Raw genomic sequence first — 19914 nt, forward strand, 5'->3', positions numbered from 1 at the left:
GGGCGCCCCCGGCAGGATTCGAACCTGCGACCGTCGGATTAGAAGTCCGTGAGCGTTCTTCGGGCGGGGTCTAGCGAGATGGAGTGGAATCGGAGTTTGCGCAGGTCAGGGCGGGTCTAGGGTTTGCGGGGTCGGGTCTCGGATAGTCCGGCGATGTGCCGCATTGCCCCATGATCTGCCCCACGCGGTCGTATAGACCCAGAAGCGTGGCTGAGCAGGCTCTGAATTCTACCGCTCCTGTCGGCGCTCGCGGCTACCTTCGATTCCGTGGTGGGGACCAACGACGCCGGCGTGCGCCCGGAACTGACTGAACGCGACCGCGCGATCCTGGACTTCGAGCGCCAGTGGTGGAAGTACGCCGGCGCGAAGGAGGCCGCAGTGCTCGAGCAGTTCGGCATGTCGGCGACGCGTTACTACCAGGTGCTGAACGACCTGCTCGAGCAGCCCGCGGCGCTGGAGTACGACGCACAGCTGGTCGCACGGCTGCGGCGGATCCGGGATGGACGCCGAGCGCAGCGTTCGCCTACCCGACTGACCTTCCGGAACTGATTCTGTAAAACCGTTGACACTGCCTCTCTCGTGACTGTAAACTCGTTTACACAACATCAGAGAGGAGATGGTCACCTTGGACCGAGAAGATGCCGCTCTCGTCCTCACCGCCGTCGCAGTGATCCTGCAAGCGGTGAGCGTGTGGCAGAACCGGAAGCGGAAGCCCCGGGGACAGCACCGACGAGAGTGACAACCTGAGGAAGGCCGGGAGCAAAGACAGTGCCCCCGGCCTTCCAAAGGTCCACGATGACAGATCCTCAGGAACGGAGGAACCATGCTCGCTCGAATCGCAACCCATCCCAGCGTTCAGATCAGCGCCGGCGCCGCAGTCGTACTCGCCGCGGCCAGCACCATCCGCCCTGTCCCGTGGCCGCTCTGGGTCGCGTGGGCTGGACTCAGCGCGCTCGCCGTCCGTCAGGCCGTCCGCCGATGACTGACGCCACCACGCCGCCGCACCCGAAGGTGCTCGAGCTTGTGCAGGCCGGCACTCGACTGCAGTGGTTGAAGACCGAGCAGGTCAGGCAGGAGCGCGAGGTCGGCGAGCTGGTGCGCGCGACCGCGGACCAGGTGACTCCGACGCAGGCTGCCCGGATGACGGGACTGAGCCGGCCGACGATCTACAAGATGCTCAGGGGCGATGCGTGAGCGTGTATCGGGCGGGTATCACTGACCACTGACATTGCGACGGGACGGCCGCGGGTTCCCGATGCCGGGTCGGCGGTGCTCGGCCTTGAGGCGGGCCTTGGTCTCGGCGGCGTGCTGGTCTCGTACAGCGGGGTCGGCGCCGGCCGCGGTGAGCATTCGGGCGACGCGGTCGCTGTCGTGACTCCCGTTCGCTTGCCAGCCGCCGAGCGCTCGGCCGGCGGCTTGGCCGAGCAGCTGCGGGTCGGTGGTGATGGCGTGGATCTCGCGGACGCAGGTGTCAGGGTCGGTCTTCTCGCGGAGCAACCGGCGGGCTGCGCCGTCGAGTCGGGCCAGGATGATGCCAGTGTCAGGTGGTGCGGATCGCGAACTGGCCATAGTGGAGAGCGTGTCAGAGCCGACCGACATGTGACTTCTGCGCCCTGTGGGAAACGTGTGGATAACCGGCGGAACTCTGTGGACAGCCTTGGTGAGACTGTGGAGAAAATGTGAGCCGAGTCGCACTAGTTGTTGCGGTTCGGTGCTACCTTTGAGTCCACGGGACGCCTGTTGTGCCTCCTGTCCAGCCGACGGCCTCGCTTCTGCGGGGCCGTCGAGCATTTAGGGAACCCAGACGTAGTTCTGGTCGATCTGGCCCTCGATGATGCGCCAGAGCCGGTCACGAGCGCGGCGTTCTGCGCGCGGGGGATCTGGCCGTGTAGCGATGCGGTGCCGGAGGTAGGCGACTAGGTCAGCGACCTGGATCATGCCGCTGGAATCGGAAGCCACGAACTCCAGGCTGCCGACTACTGACTGCAGCTTGCTGACGGTGTAGCCGGGGGTTCCGTTGCGGCGCCAACGCTCGATCATGGCGCGGTGGCGGTCGTCGTGGTGGATCTCGTCGCACACGATGTCGACCGGCGTGGACCGGGCTCGAGCGAATGCGTTTACGTCCTTAGCGAGCTGGGTGAGGACGACGCCATATGGCTCGTAGACCTCGTTGTACTTCTGTCGCTGGGCCTTCCGGTCGAGACCGCGGAGGATGAATTTGATGTCGCACTCTCGTGCGAGCTCGAGGGCTTGTGCCGCGAGGTCGATACGCGCCTGGACCGAGGCAGAGCTCCACGGTCCCGCACCCTGCAGGAGCTCGTATCCGTGGAGCTCGTTCGGGACCGTCGGGAGGCCGAGGTACTCGGCGGCCTCGATGACCAGCCAGGGCATGTTGTTGTTGAAGGTCGCGACCTGCTTGTCGTCGCCGATGGCGGCAGCCATGAAGAACCAGTCGTCGGTGTACGACTCGTCGACGTAGGCGTGCAGCACCCGGTGATCCTCTCAGGTGAGCGCGACAGTTGTGGGACGCGTGCCTACCCGCGGTCGCGCCACCAGGACGCGAGGAGCGAGGCGCCGAGGGCGAGGCCGGCGGCGATGAGGATCCACTGCGCCCAGGCAGGCATCAGGCCGGGGGCTCGGTGACAATGTGGAGCCGACGCCACCCGGGTGGTGTGAGGTCGTCGAGCTCGGTGCGGCCCAGCTCGAACGACGCCACGTCGACCTCGATCTGGCGGCGCTCGGCTGCGCCGTCGACGGGCTCGATCGCGGCGCGGAGGATCACGGCTGCAGGTTACGTCAGCATTCGTCCCTCGACGATGGCGAGAAGCGAACGTATGGGGCGCTGAAACGTGGGACGCTGCGCACCATGAATCGACGTCTCCGGCTCGCCTGCGCCGCCGTTCTCGTTGCGACGATCGTGGGCTCAGTGTCCTCCTGCGGAGATGCTTCTCAGAAGGTTGCGGACGCAGTCAGCAACGACGACGAGAAGGCCCAAGAGGCTCTCGACGACTATCGCGACGAGATGACACCACTCGGCGAGCGCGAGGAAGAACTCCTCGAGCGGTACGCGTCTGTTCAAGGGGCGAACTACACCACAGACCGAGCGATGTACCGCGTTGTCTCGACGGACCTACCGGAGTGGGTCCAACTGAGCGACGACTTCCAGCAGATCGAAGTTGAGGACGACGAGCTCGCCGACATCCACGATGTCTACATCGAAGCCACGGCCGCACGCATTCGCGGCTTCACCTTGCTCCTGTCCGGGTTGGAGAACTTCGACCGCAGAGCAATAGCGGACGCCAACGACGCCATCGGCGAGGGCAACCAACTCGTGCGCGAGTGGGGGCAGGACATGGACGAGTTCGTGGAGGACGTCGAGGGCTGACGGGTCGGCGTCGCCCGGCCCAGACGCGACGAAACCGCCCCGCCTTCCCCGGGTGGGAAGACGGGGCGGTGAGGCCGAGGTATGGCTCAATCGAAGTCGGCAAGCTGGTCGTCGACGACGCGGAGCACATGGCCAAGCAGGCACAGGAGCGAGCCGACGATGAGGCCACCGGTGACGATCGCCGCGCCACTGTCCTCGCCGAAGCCGCGCCGGCGCATGGGGCTACTGCTCCTCGTTGGGCACGGCCCAGGTCGCGCGGCCGGTGACGGCGAACGCGCCGAGCGCGAGCCCGCCGGCGATGACGGCCTCGGAGCCGGTGAGGTGGCCGTCGGACATGCCGGCGGCGAGCCCGGCCACTCCGGCGAACAGGGCGGCGCCGGACGCCGCGACGAGAGCCTTGCGGATGGTGGAGAGGTTCATCGGTGCTCCTTCGTGCGGGGCTGGGCCCAGCGGACGATGCGGTCGTGCGCCTCGGCGGCGGCGTCCGCGTTGATGGGGTGGTCGGTAGGTCCGTGCCAACCGAGGACGCGCAGTACGGGTCCGCCGGCGAGCCGGATCCGATCGGCGCGGAACTCGCGGCCGGGCTTCACGCGGCCCTTCGACACGACGGTCCACGTCTGGCGCATCCGGAGCGCCCGGCTGCGCAGCGTGCGGTGCCGGTGCGCGACGAGGACAGCAACGTCTGCCCCCTCGCCGACGTTCGGGCCCTGGTGCACGTCGTAGCGCTTGACCGTCCGTAGCACGTCGCCGCACCGGTAGGCCTCGTTCAGCACGATCACGTCGGGCCGGTGGCGGCGGCTCAGCCGGCGGAGCGTGCGGCGTACCCGCCGCGGCTTCTGGCCGACCCAGACGTTCCACAGCAGCGCCGTGACCGTGACGCCGTCGACCGCGAGCTCGAACAGGATCGCGTGGTGCGCATCCGACCCGTACTTCCCGAGCACGTGCACGTCGACGACGTCGGCGCCGATCACGATCGCGTGATCCGGGCCGTGGCCACGGACGGCGGTGCCGCCGCACCGCTCGGCGAGTGCCTTGACCTCGTCGAACGACTGGTTGGTGTCGCCGATGACCAGAGAGGCGACGGTCATCGCCGGTGGCCAGCGTCCTTGTCGCCGAGACGGAGGACCTTGTTCAGCGCGGCGCGCACGCTGGACCTCGGCTCGTCCTGCTTCGGGGTGAGGTCGGTGTCGAGAAGCCGCTTCGTGACGGCGTTGGCAATCCGGTCGACCAGAGCGTCCTGGTCCTCCTTCGGCCAGTTGGTGAAAGGCATGTCGTCCTCCTGGGGCCAGGGCCACACGGGCCGCGGGATGGGGTCGAGGCGGGGCCCGTCATCGGGTCCGCCGAGTCCGTTGCCGCGCGAGAGGTACGAGACCTGCTGTGCTGCGAGGCGGGTGTCCATGTACGGGTGGTCGAGCGGGCCGCCGTGCATGTGGAAGGGCCAGTCGCCCTGGGCGGGGTTGCGGAGCCACACGAAGCCGCCGGCGAGGCGGAGCGCAAGGAGGCACTCGGGGTGGCCGCACCAGTGAAAGTCGGTGCCGCCGCCGAGGCGGTGGGTGGTGCCGGAGTCGGGGTCGCCGGCCGTGCCCTGGTAGCCGCCTTGGGTGACGGCGTACTTGTGGTGCAGCTCGGGGCGCTTCGGCCACCGGTCGGCCTTGATCTGCTCGGCGTGCTCGATCCAGGCGATGGTGTAGGCGTCGACGTTGGTGCGGCCGCGCCACAGCGGCCGGGCAAGGCGTGGATCGACCACGAGTGCCTCCTTCGGGCAGGCGGAGAGGGCGTCGAGCAGCAGCGCGACGCTGGTGCGGACGCGGGGAGAGATCAGGACTCGGCAGAGCGGGCGGCCTGCTGATAGGCGAGCACCGCGCACCCGGCGCAGAACGCGAGGAACAGCCAGCCGTAGACGCACAGCCGGATCCACGGACGCCCGGCATAGTCGCCGAACCACGTCGAGGCCACGACGAGCCACAGGACCGCGGCAAGCCCGATCGACTGCATCATCAGCCACCTGCCCGTCCACGAAGCCCGCCACGGCGACCGAAACCCGTACAGCAGGGCGAAGAGAGTCACCGGGACCACGGATGCGTAGACGAAGAAGCTGACCCACCAATCGACGCTCAACGTCGTCCTCCCATGGAGTCTCGGATGGCCTGCGCGAAGTGGTTGGCCTCGCGCAGTTGCCGCAGTGACTCACCGAGAGCGGCGTACAGCGGCGTCTCCGCCACCGTCTTGTTCAGTTCCTCTTCGGCACGCCGACGTGCCTGCTCTCCCTCGAGCGGGCCGATGTCGCGCCGCCGGCGCCAGAAGCTCACGACTTCGCCTCACTGGCCGTTCCGGGCAACGCCCGCATGATCTGGTCGACGGTCCGGCCGACCTCGCCCATGTGGCGGAGCTGCTCGTCCTTCTCGGCGAGCTGGGCGTCCTTGATGCGGGATTCGGCCCGCCACTCGTCGCGGTCGTGGAGCGCGTCCTCGAGCGTCCGCCGGGGGACCAGCGTCCCGCGCATGATGAACACCATCATCAGGACCATCACCGCCCACCCGGACCCGAGCCCGACCTGGGGAAGTCCGATGCCGTCGATGACCTGCATCGTGATCACGGCGGCCACCTCAGTAGCTGGTGATGCGGACGCGGCCGTTTGCGCCGGCGCCGGCGACGGCGTTGGCGCCGCTGGCTCCGCCTCCGCCGCCGGGCACGGTGCCAGCGGCTCCAGCGACGCCGATCCCGGCGGCGCCTCCGGCACCTCCGAGCCCGGACAGGCCGCCGGAGACGGCCTGGGATCCGCCGCCGCCGCCGCCGCACTCGCTGTTTCCGGGGATGTGGCTGCCGTCGTTGCGACCGGATCCGCCGCCGCCGCCGCCCCAGGTCGAGGAACCGGCGAGCGCCGACGTCGCGCCCTGCCCGCCCTTGCCGCCCGAGACCCCGCCGCCATCACCACCGGAGACGGTCGTGTTGACGCCGGTGCCGGCGCCACCCTTTCCGCCGGTGACCGAGATGTGCGAGCCGAAGGAGGTCGTCCCGCCCGCCGAACCGTTCGTCGGCGAGGTTCCCGAGATGATGCCGCCGGCCCCGCCGACGCCGATCGTGATGGACTCGGTGGCGCCGAGGTCAGCTGTCCTGAACCACCGTGCCCTGTACCCGCCACCGCCACCGCCACCCGCGGCCCCGGTGGACCCAGGGTTGGCGCCACCGCCGCCGCCGGACCAGACCTCGACGAGGAACATCGCGGGTCCCGTGGGCTTCGTCCAGGTGACCGAGGAGTCGTAGGTGGCGACGGCTCCTTCCCACTGGCGTCCCCAGGTGTCGGTGTTGTCGTCGTACTTCATGTAGGCGCGCAGCGTCGTGTCGAAGACGAGCCGGCCGTCCCAGAGGTCCACACCGGCCAGCGCGTTCCGCGCGGTCGTCGAGAGCGCCGAGATCCCCGGGTGGTCGTTGAGCCACTGTGCGAGCTCGTGCATGTCGACCGGGACGTTGTCCGGGTCTCCCGGGCCGGGGTAGGGCACGCCGCGCGGGGTGGTGGCCATCAGCTGTCCTCCGAGGGGTTGTAGTCGCGGGAGTCGCGGTAGGTCGCGAACATCGCGGTGCGGTCGGCGTAGGTCGGTGCGAGTTCGCTGGTGCGGGCGTAGCGGAGGTAGGTGCCGGGCGGCCGCCACCAGGTGACGGTCTCCTCGTCGACGTCGGCGACGAGCTCGACGTCGGCGATCAGGAGCCCGACGGGCTTCTGGGTCGCGGCCGCGGCGCGGATCTGGGCCTCGGTAGCGCCTACGGCGTCGTCGGCGTGGACAAGGATCGCGATGGTCCAGGCGTCGGCACCGAGGCGCTCGAGGAACCCGACGCGGTGGTCGCCGCCGAGCACGGCCTGGATGGCGGCCGCGAGGGCGTCGAGGCGGCCGCGGCGCCAGGCGGCGCGGTCGCGGACGTAGGCGCGCTGCTCCTCGACCGAGAGCCCTCCGGGCAGTCGGGTGCCGACGATGCCACCGATCCAGGCGGGCTGGCTGGTGTGCTCGAGGTCGAACACCGTCGCCCACGGCCGGTCAGCCGCCGCCGGTCGGGCGAGGGTGTCGACCTCGTCGAGCGGAGCGGTGAGCGCCTCGGCCAGAACCTCGACGACGTCGCCGGCGCGGGCGCGGAAGGCCGGCCCGAGACCGTCGAGGACTCGGGCAGCGAACCCGGCCACTAGACGACCGTTCCAGTGATCGTCGACGGGTCGACGCCGGCGGTGACCGGCGTCGGGAGCGCCGCGACGCCGGCGAGCGCGAGATCCGCGGCGGCGCCGTTGAGGGTCAGGGAGTCCAGGTAGAGCACGCCGGCGACGGAGCCGATGACGCTGACCACCTCGAACAGGCGCATCGTCGAGCTGATCACCCAGCCGTCGGGGTCTTCGGAGGTTGAGCCCCACCGGGCGATGTAGGCAGCGAGGGCTGCGTCGACGGCGGTCTTCACCGTGACCGGGTTGGCGTCGGGATCGGCGACCGCTTCGTAGGCGATGTCGACCGACGTATAGGTCGGGTCGGCTACGTAGATCACCAGGTTCGGCTCGCGGGCTGCCTGGAGCACATCCTGGACGTCGGCCTTGATCCCGACCGAGACCGGTGCGCCGTCCTCGTCGACGACGAACACCGTCACGGTGCGGGCGACGTCGGTGAGCCCAGAGAGCGCGTCGTAGTTGTCCAGGCCGACGGCTCGATCGACGCCGGGAACGGATCGCGCCAGTAGTGCGAGGTCGTGAGGAAGGATCCCGCCGAACGAGAGTGTGGCGAGCTGGTCCGAGAGCCGGACAAGGTAGTCGGCGATCGGCTCGTCGTCGAGACCGCCTGCCGAAGGTGCCGTGGCCTCGGCCGCGGTGACGACCGCGGACGCGGTGGCCACGACCAGGTCACCGGCCGGCACGTCGTTGCCGACCGTGCCTACGACAGCAGCTGTCAGAGTTGCGGTCACGGTGGTCGAGACCGAGGTCAGCAGCTCGCTGGTGATGAACGCGATCTCGGCGCCGGACTCGTTCGTCGCGATCACGGTGAAGCCGACCGGGATCTGGGCACCTGCCCCGGTGACAGTGAACTCGACCGACAGTTGTGCTGCCGCGGCGAGAACCGGCTGCACCCCGAACACCGTTGCGCCGAACCCGGCGACCGCCCACTCGGCGAAGCTGGTGAAGAACGCCCGCGTGGCAGCCGTCTCGGTGCCGACCTCCTCAGCGAGCGCGACCTCAGGGGCGCCGTCGACCGGGACCCAGCCGGGCATCTGATCGGCCATGCCCTCGAGGATCGACTCGCTGACGGCGTCCGGGTCTGCGGGGAGGTCCGGCGGCTCGTAGGTCACTCCTCCTGCTCCTCTCCGATGATGGGCTGCACGACGGCGTGCGCGGTGACGCCGGTCGTCAGCTCGTCGACGAGAACGGCGCTGACACGCGGCTCGTGGTCCTCGACCGCGGCCGCGATCGCCGCCGGATCGATGCCCACGGCGACCATGTCCTGCGCGCCGTAGTCCGGGACCGAGCGTCGCTCGCCCGGGCGGGTGCCGATCAATAGCGCCACCGACTGCGCTACCTCGAGCGGACTGTCCTGCTCGAGCGCGGCGAGCTGTCCGGAGCTCGTGACCTGCAGGGGGAGCGCCAGGTGAGTGGGCACGGTCGTTGGGCCTACTCCGCCGTCGCCTGGGCTGCGGCCGACGCCGCGGTGGGCGTCGGGACGTAGCCGATCGGCGGCTCGCCCGTCAGGGCACGCTCGTACTCGACGAGGGTGATGTAACCCTTCGTCAGGCAGTAATCGAGCGTGGCCAGCGAGGCCGTGCCTTCGTAGTAGCGGCACAGGTAGCGGAACCCGGTGGGGTTGGCCATCAGAGAATCCCTTCTTCGAGGAGTCGGTCGGAGATGAAGTCGAGCTGTGCCTGGATGAGCGAGAGCGGGCCAGGCGTCGGCGGCTCGGGCACGACCAGATCGGGCTCGAGCCACTCGCCGTCGTCGTAGGTCCAGCCGATCGCGACGGGAGGGTCGGTGGGGAGCTCGATGACCTCGAGGCCGTCGGGCGGCTCGTAGTCGTCGCCGACGACGATCGTGTTGACGACGAGGCCGTTCTCGTCGATGAGCGCAGCGTTCATGGGTCAGAGCCCTTCTCAGTCGAAGTAGGTGATGATGCAGACGCCGCCCTGGCCTCCGGCGCTGGCTGATCCAGACCGAGCGCCCCCGCCGCCCCCGCCGTACTTGCCGCCGTTTCCCCCGGCGAAGCCGCCGCCTCCGCCGCTGCCGGCGATTCGCCTGGCGATGTCGCCGTCTTTGCCGGCAGCACCGGAACCGGAGCCCATCGCGGGTCCGGCTGCGCCGCCAGCTCGGAGGGCGACGTTCGAGGCGCCGCCGGCGCCACCGAGCACCGAGGCGGAGGAGTAGCCGCCGCCGGCGCCTGCGCCCTCGGAGGATGCACCGGCGCCGCCGGCGCCTGCGCCACCGAGGGCGCCGGGGATGACGCGGAGACCGTTGAGGTTCTGCGCGGCGGTGTAGGAGATGCCGTTGAACGTGCAGAGAGTTGTCCCGCCGGTCGTACTCAGGGCCGCGATGGACAGCGTGGAGGACACCACCGAAGATGTGCCCCCGGGAAGGCCGCTGGCGCCGACGGTCACGGTCGCCGTGGCGCCCAGGTCGGCCGGAGCGCACTCGAGGATCGCCATGGTTCCGCCGCCGCCACGGTTGAACGTGCTGGCGTTGACGCCGCCGGCGTTGCCGGCCGAGATCACGATGATCTCGTGACGGGTCGGCGTGCCGGCCGGGCGGTTCCATGTCCCGGAGGCGTCGAAGACCTGGACGTCTGGCGTCGTCGCTCCGCCGGCCCCGGTCGCGCCGGTCGCGCCCGTGGCGCCGGTGGCGCCCGTGGCGCCGGTCGCTCCAGTGGCCCCCGTTGCGCCGGCCGCACCCTTCTCCGCGAGGAGTTCCCAGCTCGGCCCGATGGCTGGCGCGACGCCCACCGGCGGCGTTCCGAGAGCCATCCAGGTCGAGCCAGCGCTGGTGACGATCTGGCCCGAGGTGTACGTGGCGATGGACGACCAGACGCCATCGAAGTCGTTGATGAAGTGCCCGGTTGCTCCGGTCGCACCCGTGGCTCCGGTCGCACCCGTGGCTCCTGTTGCGCCGTTCGCGCCGGTTGCCCCTGTTGCGCCGGTTGCCCCTGTTGCGCCGGTGGCGCCGGTCGCACCGGTCGCCCCGGTCGCCCCGGTCGCACCGGTCGCACCGGTCGCCCCGGTCGCCCCTGTTGCGCCGGTCGCACCGGTCGCTCCAGTGGCCCCCGTTGCCCCCGTTGCGCCGGCCGCACCCGTCGCGCCGGTGGCGCCCGTCGCACCAGTAGCTCCGGTGGCGCCGGTCGCGCCGGTCGCGCCGGTCGCGCCGGGTTCCCCTGGAGAGGACTCGGGCACGATCCACGGGCCGTCGACCGTCCAGACCAAGAGCACGACGTCGCCGACGGCGGCTGCCATGCCGCGGCACGGTCCGACCGGCTGGGTGGTGTCCTCGTCGAGCGGTGCGACGTGGATCCCGGTGTCGTCGACGAGGACGACGCGGGCGGTGGCGGGGGAGTCGTCGATGCGGCGCTCGGGTCGGCGGCCGCTGAGAGCGTCGAGTGCGTCGCTCATACCCACCACCCCGCTGAGGTCCAGCCGCGGCCGTTCGCGGAGCCGATGCACACGCCGTAGGCCTCGCCCATCGCTTCGATGGTCTGGCCGTTGCCGAGGCTGATCGCGACGTGGTTGTAGGGCGAGCCCATCCGGAACAGCAGCGCGCCTCGGGTTCGGATCGCCGCCTCGATCGTCAGGCCCTTGCCGGCAGCGGCGACCGCGGAGGCCTGTGAGCTCGACGGCTTCGTCAGCGTGTGGCCGGCCGCCGCGGTGGCGGCCTGAACGAGGCCGGAGCAGTCCCACTCGGACGGGCCGTTGCCGCCCCACTGGTAGGCGTCTCCGCGCTGGGCCAGCGCGAACGAGACGAGCCGCTCGCGGGCAGCGTTCGCGGCCAAGCCACCGCCGTCGGCGCCGGTCCCGACGCCAGGGATGTAGTCGGGTTCACCGGGGTCGCCGGCGCCGGAGCGCTTCGGTTCCTTGAGCTCGTGGCGTGCGCGGACCAGCGGGACGGTCGCGGTGGTGGAGGAGAGGTCGCGCTGGAACGAGCGGACCAGCCACCGGCCCTCAGCGGGACCCATGTCGTCGTCGAGGATCACCAGTTGCCCGGGCGGCAGCGCGCCGATGGTGGCGTCCACGGTGACGGTCGCAGCGGAGGCGCGCTTGCCGGTGTCGAGGTCGAAGTCGATGTTGCGCACGGCGCCGGTATTCTCGGTGAGCCGGATCGGGTCGCCGGTGTCCATGAGCCAGCCGTCGGATCCGGCGACCAGGCGGCGGCCGTTGGAGAACCGGCGCCAGCGCACTTCCTCGGCGAGCTGGCCGGTCAGGTCCCAGGAGTTGGTCTTGCGGTCGCCCTTGGCGGAGCGGCGCACCGCGTTGCGGACCTTCCCGCGGCCGTCGGCGGGGTCGATCGAGGCGGGCACGTTGGCCTCGTCGGCGAGCTTCTCGAGGATGCCCGCGCGAGTCATGGTGCCGGCGCGGATGAGCATCCGGGAGTTGCGGCGGCGTAGCGCCGCGGTGATGCCGTCCTCGTAGGTGAGGGTGACCCGGTCGCCGCTCTTGCGGGTCGCCACGAGCTCGAACCGGATCCCGAGGACCTCGGACCAGGACTTCTCCTGGATCAGAGGCGAGCGGATGAGCTTGCGGCGTGCGTCGGCGACGACGAGCGTCAGCGTGCACGCGCCGTCCATCTGCAGCACGAGCGACGGTGGGGCCGCCAGGGCGTCCTCGAGCTCGAGCATCGACTTCTGGCTGGCGTTGCGCAGGTTGAGGTTCTCCAGCAGCACGACGCCGGAGTCGGTGGTGCGCGCCACCTCAGCGCTTCCCCTCGCGGACCTTCTTCGCCGGCGAACGGCGGATCACCGGCGCGAGGTGCTCAGCCAGGGTGACGGTCACGTACTGCTGGACCCGCTTGCCGTCGCCGTTGCGGATCTGGCCGCCCCAGGTGAGGTCGGTGATCACCCACCGCACCGTCGGCTGGGCCTTGAGAGGTCCGGTCGCGATCAGGACGACCGGCTCGCCGGTCTTCTCGGTCGGGTTCGCGGACCAGGCGAGCAGCCTCTGGCAGTCCGCCTCGATCGGCTTGTCGACCCCGACACGGATCTCGGTGCCGTCGAGCAGCAACGGGAGCACGTAGGTGAAGCCGCGTGTCCCGGACCACTCGATTGCGTCGCGGCGTCTCGGCCGGTCAACGGTGTTCCAGACACCCGTCCCGCCGCGGAGGTCATCGTCGCCGACCAGGTCAAGGACCATTCCCGGGCGCGCCGGCGAGATTGGGGTCAGGGTGACCCGTCGTGCGGCGCTCACCGGCGCGCCAGCTGGTCGTCGACGTCGTCGATGACGGTCTCGGCGAGCACGCGACCGTTGGGCATGACGAGCTGCACGACCGTCGGCTGCCGTGACGCCGGCGCGACGGTCTTTCCTGCCGTTTGGGGCGTGGACCCCTGGGGGCGCTTCGGCGGTCGCGGCGGGTTCACCCTCGGTGAGGTCGTCGGGAAGTCACCCGTGCCGCCGAGCTGTTCGAGCTTCGACGTGAACGACTCGAGGCGCAGTTCGGCGACCGCGAGGCTGTCGAGGCGAATCTTGGGCTGCCAGTCCTGTGCGATCACGCCAAGCGTGCCGACCAGCTCATCGCCGGCCGCCTTTCCGCCGAGCAGCTGGCGGGTGAAGTCGCTCGTGCGATCGACCGCGCGGCCGATCCAGTCGCGGAGCTCCATCGCCGAGCGCGGGATCTCGCCACCCATGATGCGGTTCGCGTCCTCGAGGGTGACGCCGAACCTGCGCGCGAACCTCTCGCCCTCACTGATCTTGTCGACCAGTTTGTCGTAGCCCTCAGATGCGGCGTTGTAGTTGACCGTGGGCATCATGGTTCGCGGGTCGATGCCCGGCACGACAACCTGGGACGGCAGCGCCTTGATGGTCGCGCCGGGCGAGTACGTGCCGTTACGGCGCTCCGGCAGCGCGAGTGGCCGGTTGGCGAGGTAGGAGCCCATCTGCTCTGCGCCGAGCGCGACGGCGCCGAACCCGAGTGTCGTGACGCCGCCGTAGCGCATCACCTTTCCCCCGACGCTGCCAGGTCCGCTCGGCGCGCCGGGCCTGCCCGGCACATCGAGGCCGCTGTTGACGACGAAGACGGGCAGCGGCTTGGCCTTACTGGCGATCGAGCCGAGCATGGTCGTCTTGTCGAACAGGCCGGCCTTCTTGCCGACAACTCCGGCGCCGGCGGTGATTGCGATCGCGGACTTCGCCCAGTCGGGCAGGTTGTTGAACCCGTCGAACACGTCCTTGGCGAGCGGGGCGATGACCTTGAACGCGTCGGCTGCGGTCTCGAGGCCGGAGCCGATCGCGGGGATGATCGACTCAGCGAGCGGGCGTGCGTCGTCGACGAAGTCGCCGATCGCCGGAAGCGCGTCGCTCTGGATGAACCGCACACCGCGCTCGAGCGCGGGAATGCCGCGGTCCTCGAACATGGCGATCCACCGGTCGAGCTCGGGGCCGCCGTCCTGGACGAACCACCGCTGTGCGCGGTCGAGCAGCGGCAGGATCGCGGTGCCGAACCGCTCCTGGATGTTGCCCCAGAGCACGCCGGCCTTGTCGCCCCACGTGGCCTGCTCGGCAGCGACGCCGCCGACCTGGGACTCAACCTCGCCGAGGATGATCTTCTGCGCCGCGAGGAGATCGTTCTCTTCGACGAAGTGCTCGATGCGCTTCTGCTGCTCCTCGGAGAACGTGACGCCTGCGCGTGACAGAGCGGTGATGCCCTTGAGCGGGTCGTTGAGCGCCTTGCCGAGCATCTTCGACCCGGACTCGATCGAGCCGAACCCAGCAGCGGAGAGGTTCACCGCGGCGCGGGTGGCCTGGTTGAAGATCTTGTTGCCCTTGCCGGTCTCGTTGCGCACGTTCTTGAACGTCAGCAGGAGGTTGGCCCCGGACTGGATGGCCTCGTCGTCCATCCCGACCTTCTCCGAGATGGCACCCGCGAGCCGGGACATCGAGCGCTCGGTCACGTTCGCGACGCCACCGGTCGCCTTGATCTCGGCGCGGGTCACGGCGCCGACCTTCTGGGCCTCGCGAGCCTCGCCGATCGCGTCCTTGGAGAACTTGGTCAGCACGATGCCTGCACCGACGACCGCGGTCGCGGCGCCGCCGACCCCGTAGACGATCGCCCGGCCGGCCAGGCGCCCGCTCTTCCCGAGCGAAATCATCCCTCCGGCTGCGAGCCGAGAACTCCGGTTGAGACGGTCGGCCTTGTCGCCAGCGCGATCCAGCTCGTCGCCAACGTCATCAAGACCGTCGACCACCTCGCGCCGGTTCTTGAGCGCGAGCCGCAGTCCAACCTCTTCCTCGGCCACGGCTCACCTCACAGTCTGGGCAGTAGGTAGTCGAGGAGACCCTGGTGCTCGGTCTCTCGCAGTTCGATCGCTTCGGCGACGACGGCTTCCATGAGCTCTGCGTCGTCGGGCGCCAGGGCGAGGTAGTCCCGGATCGGGTTGGCGACCCCGGCGAGAAGTGCGACCGCCGCCGTCCGGACGGCGGGGTCGCGCCTCAGTTTCCCGCGTACTCCTCCGCCGCCTGCTGACCGCTCTTCGCAGACCAGTCGGCGAGCTCCGCCATGGCCACGATGACGTCGCCGTCGGTGAGGTAGAGGCCACGGACGACCTCGACGGCACCGCAGTCGGCTGGCAGCTCGAGCATCGCGCCGATCTGCTGGTCGAACTTCGGCCAGCTGGCCGGGTCGCCCTTCGGCCTGCCCTTCGCGTCGCGCTCGAACACGCCCAGGCAGGCCTTTGCGAGCAGTACGGACTTGGCCACAACCTCCCGGTCCCGGTCCTTGCTCTCGGCGATCTTGGCGTTGGCCTCGTCGATGTCCGGCTTCTCGAGCGGCGCGTACCGCACGAACACCGGCGGCTCGAGGCGCGGGATGCGCAGGTCGAGGTGCAGCTTCTGCTTGGCCTGCTCGCGGCGAGCGCGCAGGTCGCTGAGCGCCGAGCCGGGTGCGGCCTGGATCTGCCCCTCGGTCATCAGGCGCGGCCCGTGCAGATCATGGTCAGCTGCCACACCGACGGCGTTGCGTCGTTGGAGTCCGACTCGGGGTCGGTGGCGCTGGACAGCCGGCCGGTGTACGTGAACGGCCGGCCCCAGGGGGCGCCGTTGTCGTCGATCGGCTGCTTGGTGACGGTGACCAGCGCGCGGCCGTACCTCGGGAGCAGCGACCGGTACAGCTCGATGTCGCGCTCACGCTCGAGCACTCGGCCGACCGTGACGTCGCCGTAGGTCACGAGCGCGCCGTAGGACTTCTCCTGCTGCATCCCGCCCGGCCGGTGCTTCTGCGGGTCCGAGGACGGCTCGCCGCCGGAGAACGTGTCGAAGGTGCCGAGGGTGCGGCCGTCGACCACGACGGTAATCAGGGACTGCTGGGAGGTGCTCATGCGGCGACTCCTTCGGCGACGGTGGTCGTGACGTCGATGACGACCTTCTCGGTGAACGGGGAGAGGGAGACCTCGACCTGGGCGTGCAGCTCGCCGTCCTGGATCGTGGTCGGGGTGTTCGGGGAGTACGCGTCGACGTCGAACGCGTCGACCGGCTCCTGGCCGTAGAGCGCGCTGGCCTGCCACAGCGGCAGCAGGTAGCCGCGCAGCGCGCCGTCGAGCTCGGCGAACAGCTGGCCGCGACCGTCGATCTGGCGGCCGAGGAAGTCGAGCATCAGCGCGGAGACGCCGTTCTTGAGCAGCATGTGGGTGCGGCCCCAGTTGAGCTGGCGGAAGTTGTCGTCGTCGGAGATCGACTTCCAGTCGACCAGCGTCGGACGGCCGAGCACCATCCGGATCGCCGAGACGCCAGCAGCGGAGAGCGAGTCGGTCTCGGCGTCGGTGTACGCCGTGGTGACCGCGGTGCCTCCGACCACCACGCCGGCGCCCCCGTCGTGCGTGAGGATCGGGGCGTGGTTGGTGTGGCCGACCCGGGCGTCTCCGCGCGCTGCGAGGCCGGCTGCGATGACCGAGCCCGGGATGTCGCGGGTGCCGCCACCGGTCGCGGGCACGGTGGCCCAACCGGCGATGAGCGCGGCGCGCTCGGCACCGTCAGCGGCGGCGAGGCCAGCGGCCGCTGTGGTCAGCGTGCTGGCACTGGCGTTGCTCGCACCGTCGAGGAGGACGGTACGGCCGGTCGCGTTCGCGTGGGTGAGCAGCGCCTCGTAGGCCGCGGAGGTGGCTACGCCGGGGATGAGGACCTGGCCGGGACCGAGGTCGACGGTGAGCTTCGCCAGGGCGGCGTCCCACTCCGACTCGGTCACGGCGGCGGCGTTCGCGGCGGCGGCGCGCAGGACGTACACGACCGGCGCTCCCTGGGTGAGGGCGTCGCCGACCCATGCGGCCTGACCGGCCGGGACGGACGCGGCGAGCGCGTCGGCGGCCGAGAGGCAGCGGGTCGGGGTCGAGGGACCGGACGCTCCGGCGTACACCAGGAAGGCGATGCCGGTGTCCGTGACGACGCCGCGCCGCTGCAGCGCGGGCGCGACGTTCACGATGATCTGGGGACGGGACATTATTCGCGCTCCTGGGTCAGGTGTACGGACGGACGAACACTTCGTTGTGGGTGGACTCGACGGCAGGGCCGGGCTCGAGCTCGCCGAGGTCGGCGATGTTCTTCACCCGGACCCGCACGCCGACAGAGCAACCGCCCAAAGTGCGGGCGGCGCCGACCTGCGGCAGGTTTCGGTAGGTCTCCTCGACGAGCTTCAGACCGGTCGCGAGGCCGCCGAGGGTGCGGTCGTGGAGTAGGGCGGCGCGCACCAGCGCAGCCCACTCACGGACCCGGAAGGCGGTGTCGTTGTAGTCGGTGCCGCGATCGAAGATCCCAACCCGGACGAGCCAGTCGGCGTGGATGCCGTCGCGGGAATCGCGGGGTTCGCCGACGATGCCGGTGGTGGTCACCGCCGCGGCGGGGAAGGTCGCCGACTGGAGCGCCTCGAGGACCGGGATCTGCGCCCAGGTGGTCGGCATCTTGAACGGCTTGGTGCCGTCCGGGTCGTCGAGTCCGCGTGCCTCGATCAGCGCGGGGAGCTGAGCGGCCGCGGTAGCTGCGGCGGAGGTGCAGAGGTCGTCGGCGGTGATCAGCCGGATCGTCATCGCCGGCCGTCCACGATGTAGTCGAGCGCGGTGCGCGCCCAGCCCTCGACGACCTGCTGGCCGGGCTCAGGGGTGGGGTCGCGTCGCGGCATCCGGGACGTGCCATAGCGGTGGTACGCGGCGTGCTCGACGTCGGCGGCGACCACGGCCTCGTCGCCGAGGAGGTCCTTGCTGGTGGTGAGCGCGGCGAGAAGGTCGCCGGAGTCGACGAGCACCTGGCCGCCGGACTTCTGCCGGAGAGTGCCCTCGGCGAGCGCGGGCCACGTGCCGTGGCCACCGGTCGCGAACACGTCGCGCTCGTAGTCGTGGATCTCGTCGACCAGCACGTCGAGCAGGCCGCCGGGGTGCTCGAGGCGGTCGCCGATGTTGTCGAGGAGCCGCCGGGCAGCGTGGTCCTCGAGGGTGGCCTCGAGCATCAGCAGGACCACGGCTCGACTGGGTCGGGGTAGCGGCGCGCGGTCGGGAAGGAGCCGACCGGGCGGGCCACGCCCGGAACCTCGCCGGCGGCATTGGCTGCCGCGCCGAGTCGCGCGAGGAGCGCCTCGTAGCGTGCAGTGAGCATGGCGCCGCGGCTCCCGTCGCCGAGCTGCTGCTCGGGGAAGAGCGCGTATTCGATCTGTGCGGCGACCCCGACCTCGATGGCCCGGACTGCGAGGTCCTTAAAGGTCCCGGTCGGGGACGGGCCGGTGATCGCGACCACCTCGGTCGCGATCCCCTTGACCTCGGACGCGAAGAGCTCGTGCTCCTCGGACGTTGGGTCGAGGATCGCCGGCTGGCGGGCGAGGAGCAGCGCATGGACCTGCTGGACGTCTACGTCTGCGGCGATGCCGTCGAGCGCCATGCGCTGCTCCTCTCCTCGTTCAGTTCTTGGCGCCGGGCTTGTTGCCCGTCTTCGGCTCGGGAGCGGTCCGCTCCTCCACCTCCGCCAGGACGCCGCGCTCGGTGAGCGCAGCGACGTGGTCGGCGTCGGCCTCGGCCGGGACGGTGTCGCCCGCGTGGAGCTTCACCGTCCCGCCCTCGGTCGTCCGCACGAACGCGACCAGGTCGTCGTTGACGATGTGCGCCATCAGTGACTCACTCGCCGTAGGTCGCGACGAGGTCGTCCTTTGTCACGCCCTCGAGGTCCTCGTCCGTGGCGCCCTGGGAGCGCGCGTAGGCCTCCCAGTCCGCCTTGGACGCCGACTTGGAGGGCGGACCCGAGGGCTCGTCGGCCTCCTGGGCCTCGACCTCGACCAGGAAGCCCTTGCGGACGAGCCGCTTGAGGTCGTCCGGGTGGACGATCTCGGCCGGGATCTGCTCGTCCTGGAGGACGTTCGAGTAGCTGCCCTCGACGGTGCGGACCATGGTGAGCGGGACGGCGCTGGCGTAGATCTTGCTCATGTCGTCTCCTCTCAGGCCGCGTCGGTGATCTCGACGGCGGCGTTCGGCTCCTGGACCATCGGCACCGCGACCTTGCGGGCGCGGATCAGGAAGCCGTCACGGCCCTGGAGCGGCTCGACGTTGGTCTCGACGTCGTCGGGGCCGCCGGTCCAGCCGGTGCCGCCGAGGCGCTCGGTGGCGATCGAGCCGAGCTGGGTGGAGTCGACGACGAGACGCTTCACGCCCGAGGGCATGTTGGTCGTCTTGAGGAACGTCAGGCCGGCGATCTGGATCATGCGACCCGTGATGACCAGCGTGCTGCTGCCCTCGCGCGGCATCCGCTCGATGACCTTGGCGGCGGCCACGGCCCGGGCGAACTCGGTCGGCGTCAGGGCGACGACGTTGACGTCGTAGCCCTGGTTGTTCTCGTCGACCTTCGCCCCGCCGAGCATGAGGTCGAGGAACGGGTCGGCACCGGCCGCGGACCAGGCCGCACCCTGCTGCTGCTCCTGGGTGACCGCCGTGGCGATCGCCGAGAGCACCAGCGCGTCGAACCCGAACGCGATCCGGTTGGCGAGCTTGACCAGCTTGCGCCGAACGACGTCCATGCGGTTGTGCGCGATGAGGTCCTGCGGGATCTCGGTCGCGAGGCCCCACTTGTCGGTGACGGCCAGGGCAGGGATGCCGGGATCGTCGTCGGTGAGCGGGTACTCGCCGGTGCCCACGACGCGCTCGGCGCTTCGGTTGGCAAAGATGCCCTCGGAGACGGCGAACACCGCGGAGCCGGAGCCGGTCAGGTCGACGCGGCCGGCGAGCAGCTTGTCGCCGATGAGGCGCTGCTCCACGAGGCCGCGGAGCGTCCGGTAGATCACGACCGGGTTGTTCATCAGCCAGTCGACCGTGATCTTCTGCCCACTCAGCGTGGGGTTGGTCGGGTAGGTCGTCATGTTGGTC

Annotated in this window: 32 protein-coding genes; 3 read left to right on the plus strand and 29 right to left on the minus strand. The window is 70.3% G+C overall.

Annotated features, from left to right (window positions below; translation table 11 throughout):
- Positions 1-267: 267 nt before the first annotated feature.
- Together MJ604_RS23090 and MJ604_RS23095 are read left to right on the plus strand one after the other, a co-directional pair.
- Positions 268-549 carry a DUF3263 domain-containing protein gene (locus MJ604_RS23090; RefSeq protein WP_243061106.1) on the plus strand — a complete coding sequence of 94 codons (282 nt, stop codon included), beginning with the start codon at positions 268-270 and terminating at the stop codon, positions 547-549.
- 429 nt (positions 550-978) lie between these two features.
- Positions 979-1194 (plus strand): helix-turn-helix domain-containing protein, encoded by a 216-nt coding sequence (locus MJ604_RS23095; protein WP_243061107.1) that lies wholly within the window; start codon positions 979-981, stop codon positions 1192-1194.
- 18 nt (positions 1195-1212) lie between these two features.
- Here the strand turns inward: MJ604_RS23095 and MJ604_RS23100 are convergent, their stop codons facing one another.
- The 3 genes from MJ604_RS23100 to MJ604_RS23110 form a co-directional block, all read right to left on the minus strand.
- Entirely contained in the window at positions 1213-1599 is a 387-nt protein-coding gene (locus tag MJ604_RS23100) for a hypothetical protein (protein WP_243061108.1), read from the minus strand.
- Between the two features lie 192 nt (positions 1600-1791).
- Positions 1792-2490 (minus strand): DUF3800 domain-containing protein, encoded by a 699-nt coding sequence (locus MJ604_RS23105; RefSeq protein WP_243061109.1) that lies wholly within the window; start codon positions 2488-2490, stop codon positions 1792-1794.
- 133 nt (positions 2491-2623) lie between these two features.
- Positions 2624-2782: a hypothetical protein gene (locus MJ604_RS23110; protein ID WP_243061111.1), complete on the minus strand. Its 159-nt coding sequence runs from the start codon at positions 2780-2782 to the stop codon at positions 2624-2626.
- A gap of 84 nt (positions 2783-2866) precedes the next feature.
- Between MJ604_RS23110 and MJ604_RS23115 the strand changes: the two genes are divergently transcribed.
- Positions 2867-3385 carry a hypothetical protein gene (locus MJ604_RS23115; RefSeq protein ID WP_243061113.1) on the plus strand — a complete coding sequence of 173 codons (519 nt, stop codon included), beginning with the start codon at positions 2867-2869 and terminating at the stop codon, positions 3383-3385.
- Between the two features lie 86 nt (positions 3386-3471).
- Here the strand turns inward: MJ604_RS23115 and MJ604_RS24090 are convergent, their stop codons facing one another.
- The 26 genes from MJ604_RS24090 to MJ604_RS23240 all read right to left on the minus strand — a co-directional run bounded on the left by MJ604_RS24090 (position 3472) and on the right by MJ604_RS23240 (position 19907).
- Positions 3472-3603, minus strand: a complete 132-nt coding sequence (locus MJ604_RS24090) for a hypothetical protein (protein ID WP_279236557.1) — start codon at positions 3601-3603, stop codon at positions 3472-3474.
- Between the two features lie 4 nt (positions 3604-3607).
- The gene (locus tag MJ604_RS23120; protein ID WP_243061115.1) at positions 3608-3805 is read right to left on the minus strand and encodes a hypothetical protein; all 198 of its coding nucleotides are present in this window, start codon (positions 3803-3805) and stop codon (positions 3608-3610) included.
- A complete protein-coding gene (locus MJ604_RS23125) occupies positions 3802-4473 on the minus strand; it encodes a hypothetical protein (protein ID WP_243061117.1) in 672 nt (223 codons plus the stop codon). The genes MJ604_RS23120 and MJ604_RS23125 overlap by 4 nt, the downstream gene beginning before the upstream one ends.
- Positions 4470-5132 (minus strand): hypothetical protein, encoded by a 663-nt coding sequence (locus tag MJ604_RS23130; protein WP_243061119.1) that lies wholly within the window; start codon positions 5130-5132, stop codon positions 4470-4472. The genes MJ604_RS23125 and MJ604_RS23130 overlap by 4 nt, the downstream gene beginning before the upstream one ends.
- Before the next feature lie 71 nt (positions 5133-5203).
- Positions 5204-5383, minus strand: coding sequence for a hypothetical protein (locus MJ604_RS23135; RefSeq protein WP_243061121.1), 180 nt, complete (start codon positions 5381-5383; stop codon positions 5204-5206).
- Positions 5384-5499: 116 nt separating this feature from the next.
- The gene (locus MJ604_RS23140; protein ID WP_243061123.1) at positions 5500-5694 is read right to left on the minus strand and encodes a hypothetical protein; all 195 of its coding nucleotides are present in this window, start codon (positions 5692-5694) and stop codon (positions 5500-5502) included.
- On the minus strand, positions 5691-5981 hold the full coding sequence (locus MJ604_RS23145; RefSeq protein WP_243061125.1) for a hypothetical protein: 291 nt from the start codon (positions 5979-5981) through the stop codon (positions 5691-5693). Before MJ604_RS23145 ends, MJ604_RS23140 begins: the two co-directional genes overlap by 4 nt.
- Before the next feature lie 10 nt (positions 5982-5991).
- Positions 5992-6906 carry a hypothetical protein gene (locus tag MJ604_RS23150; RefSeq protein ID WP_243061127.1) on the minus strand — a complete coding sequence of 305 codons (915 nt, stop codon included), beginning with the start codon at positions 6904-6906 and terminating at the stop codon, positions 5992-5994.
- Positions 6906-7559: a hypothetical protein gene (locus MJ604_RS23155; RefSeq protein WP_243061129.1), complete on the minus strand. Its 654-nt coding sequence runs from the start codon at positions 7557-7559 to the stop codon at positions 6906-6908. The genes MJ604_RS23150 and MJ604_RS23155 overlap by 1 nt, the downstream gene beginning before the upstream one ends.
- The gene (locus MJ604_RS23160) at positions 7559-8701 is read right to left on the minus strand and encodes a baseplate J/gp47 family protein (RefSeq protein ID WP_243061131.1); all 1143 of its coding nucleotides are present in this window, start codon (positions 8699-8701) and stop codon (positions 7559-7561) included. Before MJ604_RS23160 ends, MJ604_RS23155 begins: the two co-directional genes overlap by 1 nt.
- A complete protein-coding gene (locus MJ604_RS23165) occupies positions 8698-9009 on the minus strand; it encodes a GPW/gp25 family protein (RefSeq protein ID WP_243061134.1) in 312 nt (103 codons plus the stop codon). The genes MJ604_RS23160 and MJ604_RS23165 overlap by 4 nt, the downstream gene beginning before the upstream one ends.
- 11 nt (positions 9010-9020) lie before the next feature.
- Positions 9021-9218, minus strand: a complete 198-nt coding sequence (locus MJ604_RS23170) for a hypothetical protein (protein ID WP_243061135.1) — start codon at positions 9216-9218, stop codon at positions 9021-9023.
- A complete protein-coding gene (locus MJ604_RS23175; protein WP_243061137.1) occupies positions 9218-9478 on the minus strand; it encodes a hypothetical protein in 261 nt (86 codons plus the stop codon). Before MJ604_RS23175 ends, MJ604_RS23170 begins: the two co-directional genes overlap by 1 nt.
- Positions 9479-9493: 15 nt before the next feature.
- Complete coding sequence (locus MJ604_RS23180; protein WP_243061138.1) at positions 9494-10996, minus strand: hypothetical protein; 1503 nt, start codon at positions 10994-10996, stop codon at positions 9494-9496.
- Positions 10993-12288, minus strand: a complete 1296-nt coding sequence (locus MJ604_RS24385; RefSeq protein ID WP_243061139.1) for a C40 family peptidase — start codon at positions 12286-12288, stop codon at positions 10993-10995. The genes MJ604_RS23180 and MJ604_RS24385 overlap by 4 nt, the downstream gene beginning before the upstream one ends.
- A 1-nt stretch (position 12289) precedes the next feature.
- Positions 12290-12607 (minus strand): hypothetical protein, encoded by a 318-nt coding sequence (locus MJ604_RS23190; protein ID WP_243061140.1) that lies wholly within the window; start codon positions 12605-12607, stop codon positions 12290-12292.
- Positions 12608-12777: 170 nt separating this feature from the next.
- Complete coding sequence (locus MJ604_RS23195) at positions 12778-14679, minus strand: hypothetical protein (RefSeq protein WP_243061141.1); 1902 nt, start codon at positions 14677-14679, stop codon at positions 12778-12780.
- 340 nt (positions 14680-15019) lie between these two features.
- Positions 15020-15496: a hypothetical protein gene (locus MJ604_RS23200; protein WP_243061143.1), complete on the minus strand. Its 477-nt coding sequence runs from the start codon at positions 15494-15496 to the stop codon at positions 15020-15022.
- The gene (locus MJ604_RS23205; RefSeq protein ID WP_243061145.1) at positions 15496-15903 is read right to left on the minus strand and encodes a hypothetical protein; all 408 of its coding nucleotides are present in this window, start codon (positions 15901-15903) and stop codon (positions 15496-15498) included. Before MJ604_RS23205 ends, MJ604_RS23200 begins: the two co-directional genes overlap by 1 nt.
- Positions 15900-17018: a hypothetical protein gene (locus MJ604_RS23210; protein ID WP_243061146.1), complete on the minus strand. Its 1119-nt coding sequence runs from the start codon at positions 17016-17018 to the stop codon at positions 15900-15902. Before MJ604_RS23210 ends, MJ604_RS23205 begins: the two co-directional genes overlap by 4 nt.
- 16 nt (positions 17019-17034) lie before the next feature.
- Positions 17035-17601, minus strand: a complete 567-nt coding sequence (locus MJ604_RS23215) for a hypothetical protein (RefSeq protein WP_243061147.1) — start codon at positions 17599-17601, stop codon at positions 17035-17037.
- Entirely contained in the window at positions 17598-18029 is a 432-nt protein-coding gene (locus MJ604_RS23220) for a hypothetical protein (RefSeq protein WP_243061148.1), read from the minus strand. Before MJ604_RS23220 ends, MJ604_RS23215 begins: the two co-directional genes overlap by 4 nt.
- Complete coding sequence (locus MJ604_RS23225; protein WP_243061150.1) at positions 18017-18442, minus strand: hypothetical protein; 426 nt, start codon at positions 18440-18442, stop codon at positions 18017-18019. The genes MJ604_RS23220 and MJ604_RS23225 overlap by 13 nt, the downstream gene beginning before the upstream one ends.
- A 19-nt stretch (positions 18443-18461) precedes the next feature.
- A complete protein-coding gene (locus MJ604_RS23230) occupies positions 18462-18668 on the minus strand; it encodes a hypothetical protein (RefSeq protein ID WP_243061153.1) in 207 nt (68 codons plus the stop codon).
- A 7-nt stretch (positions 18669-18675) separates the two neighbouring features.
- On the minus strand, positions 18676-18981 hold the full coding sequence (locus tag MJ604_RS23235; RefSeq protein WP_243061155.1) for a hypothetical protein: 306 nt from the start codon (positions 18979-18981) through the stop codon (positions 18676-18678).
- 11 nt (positions 18982-18992) lie between these two features.
- Positions 18993-19907 (minus strand): hypothetical protein, encoded by a 915-nt coding sequence (locus MJ604_RS23240; RefSeq protein WP_243061157.1) that lies wholly within the window; start codon positions 19905-19907, stop codon positions 18993-18995.
- Positions 19908-19914: the final 7 nt, after the last annotated feature.

The sequence above is a fragment of the Nocardioides sp. SR21 genome, from assembly GCF_022761125.1.
Lineage (GTDB): Bacteria > Actinomycetota > Actinomycetes > Propionibacteriales > Nocardioidaceae > Nocardioides.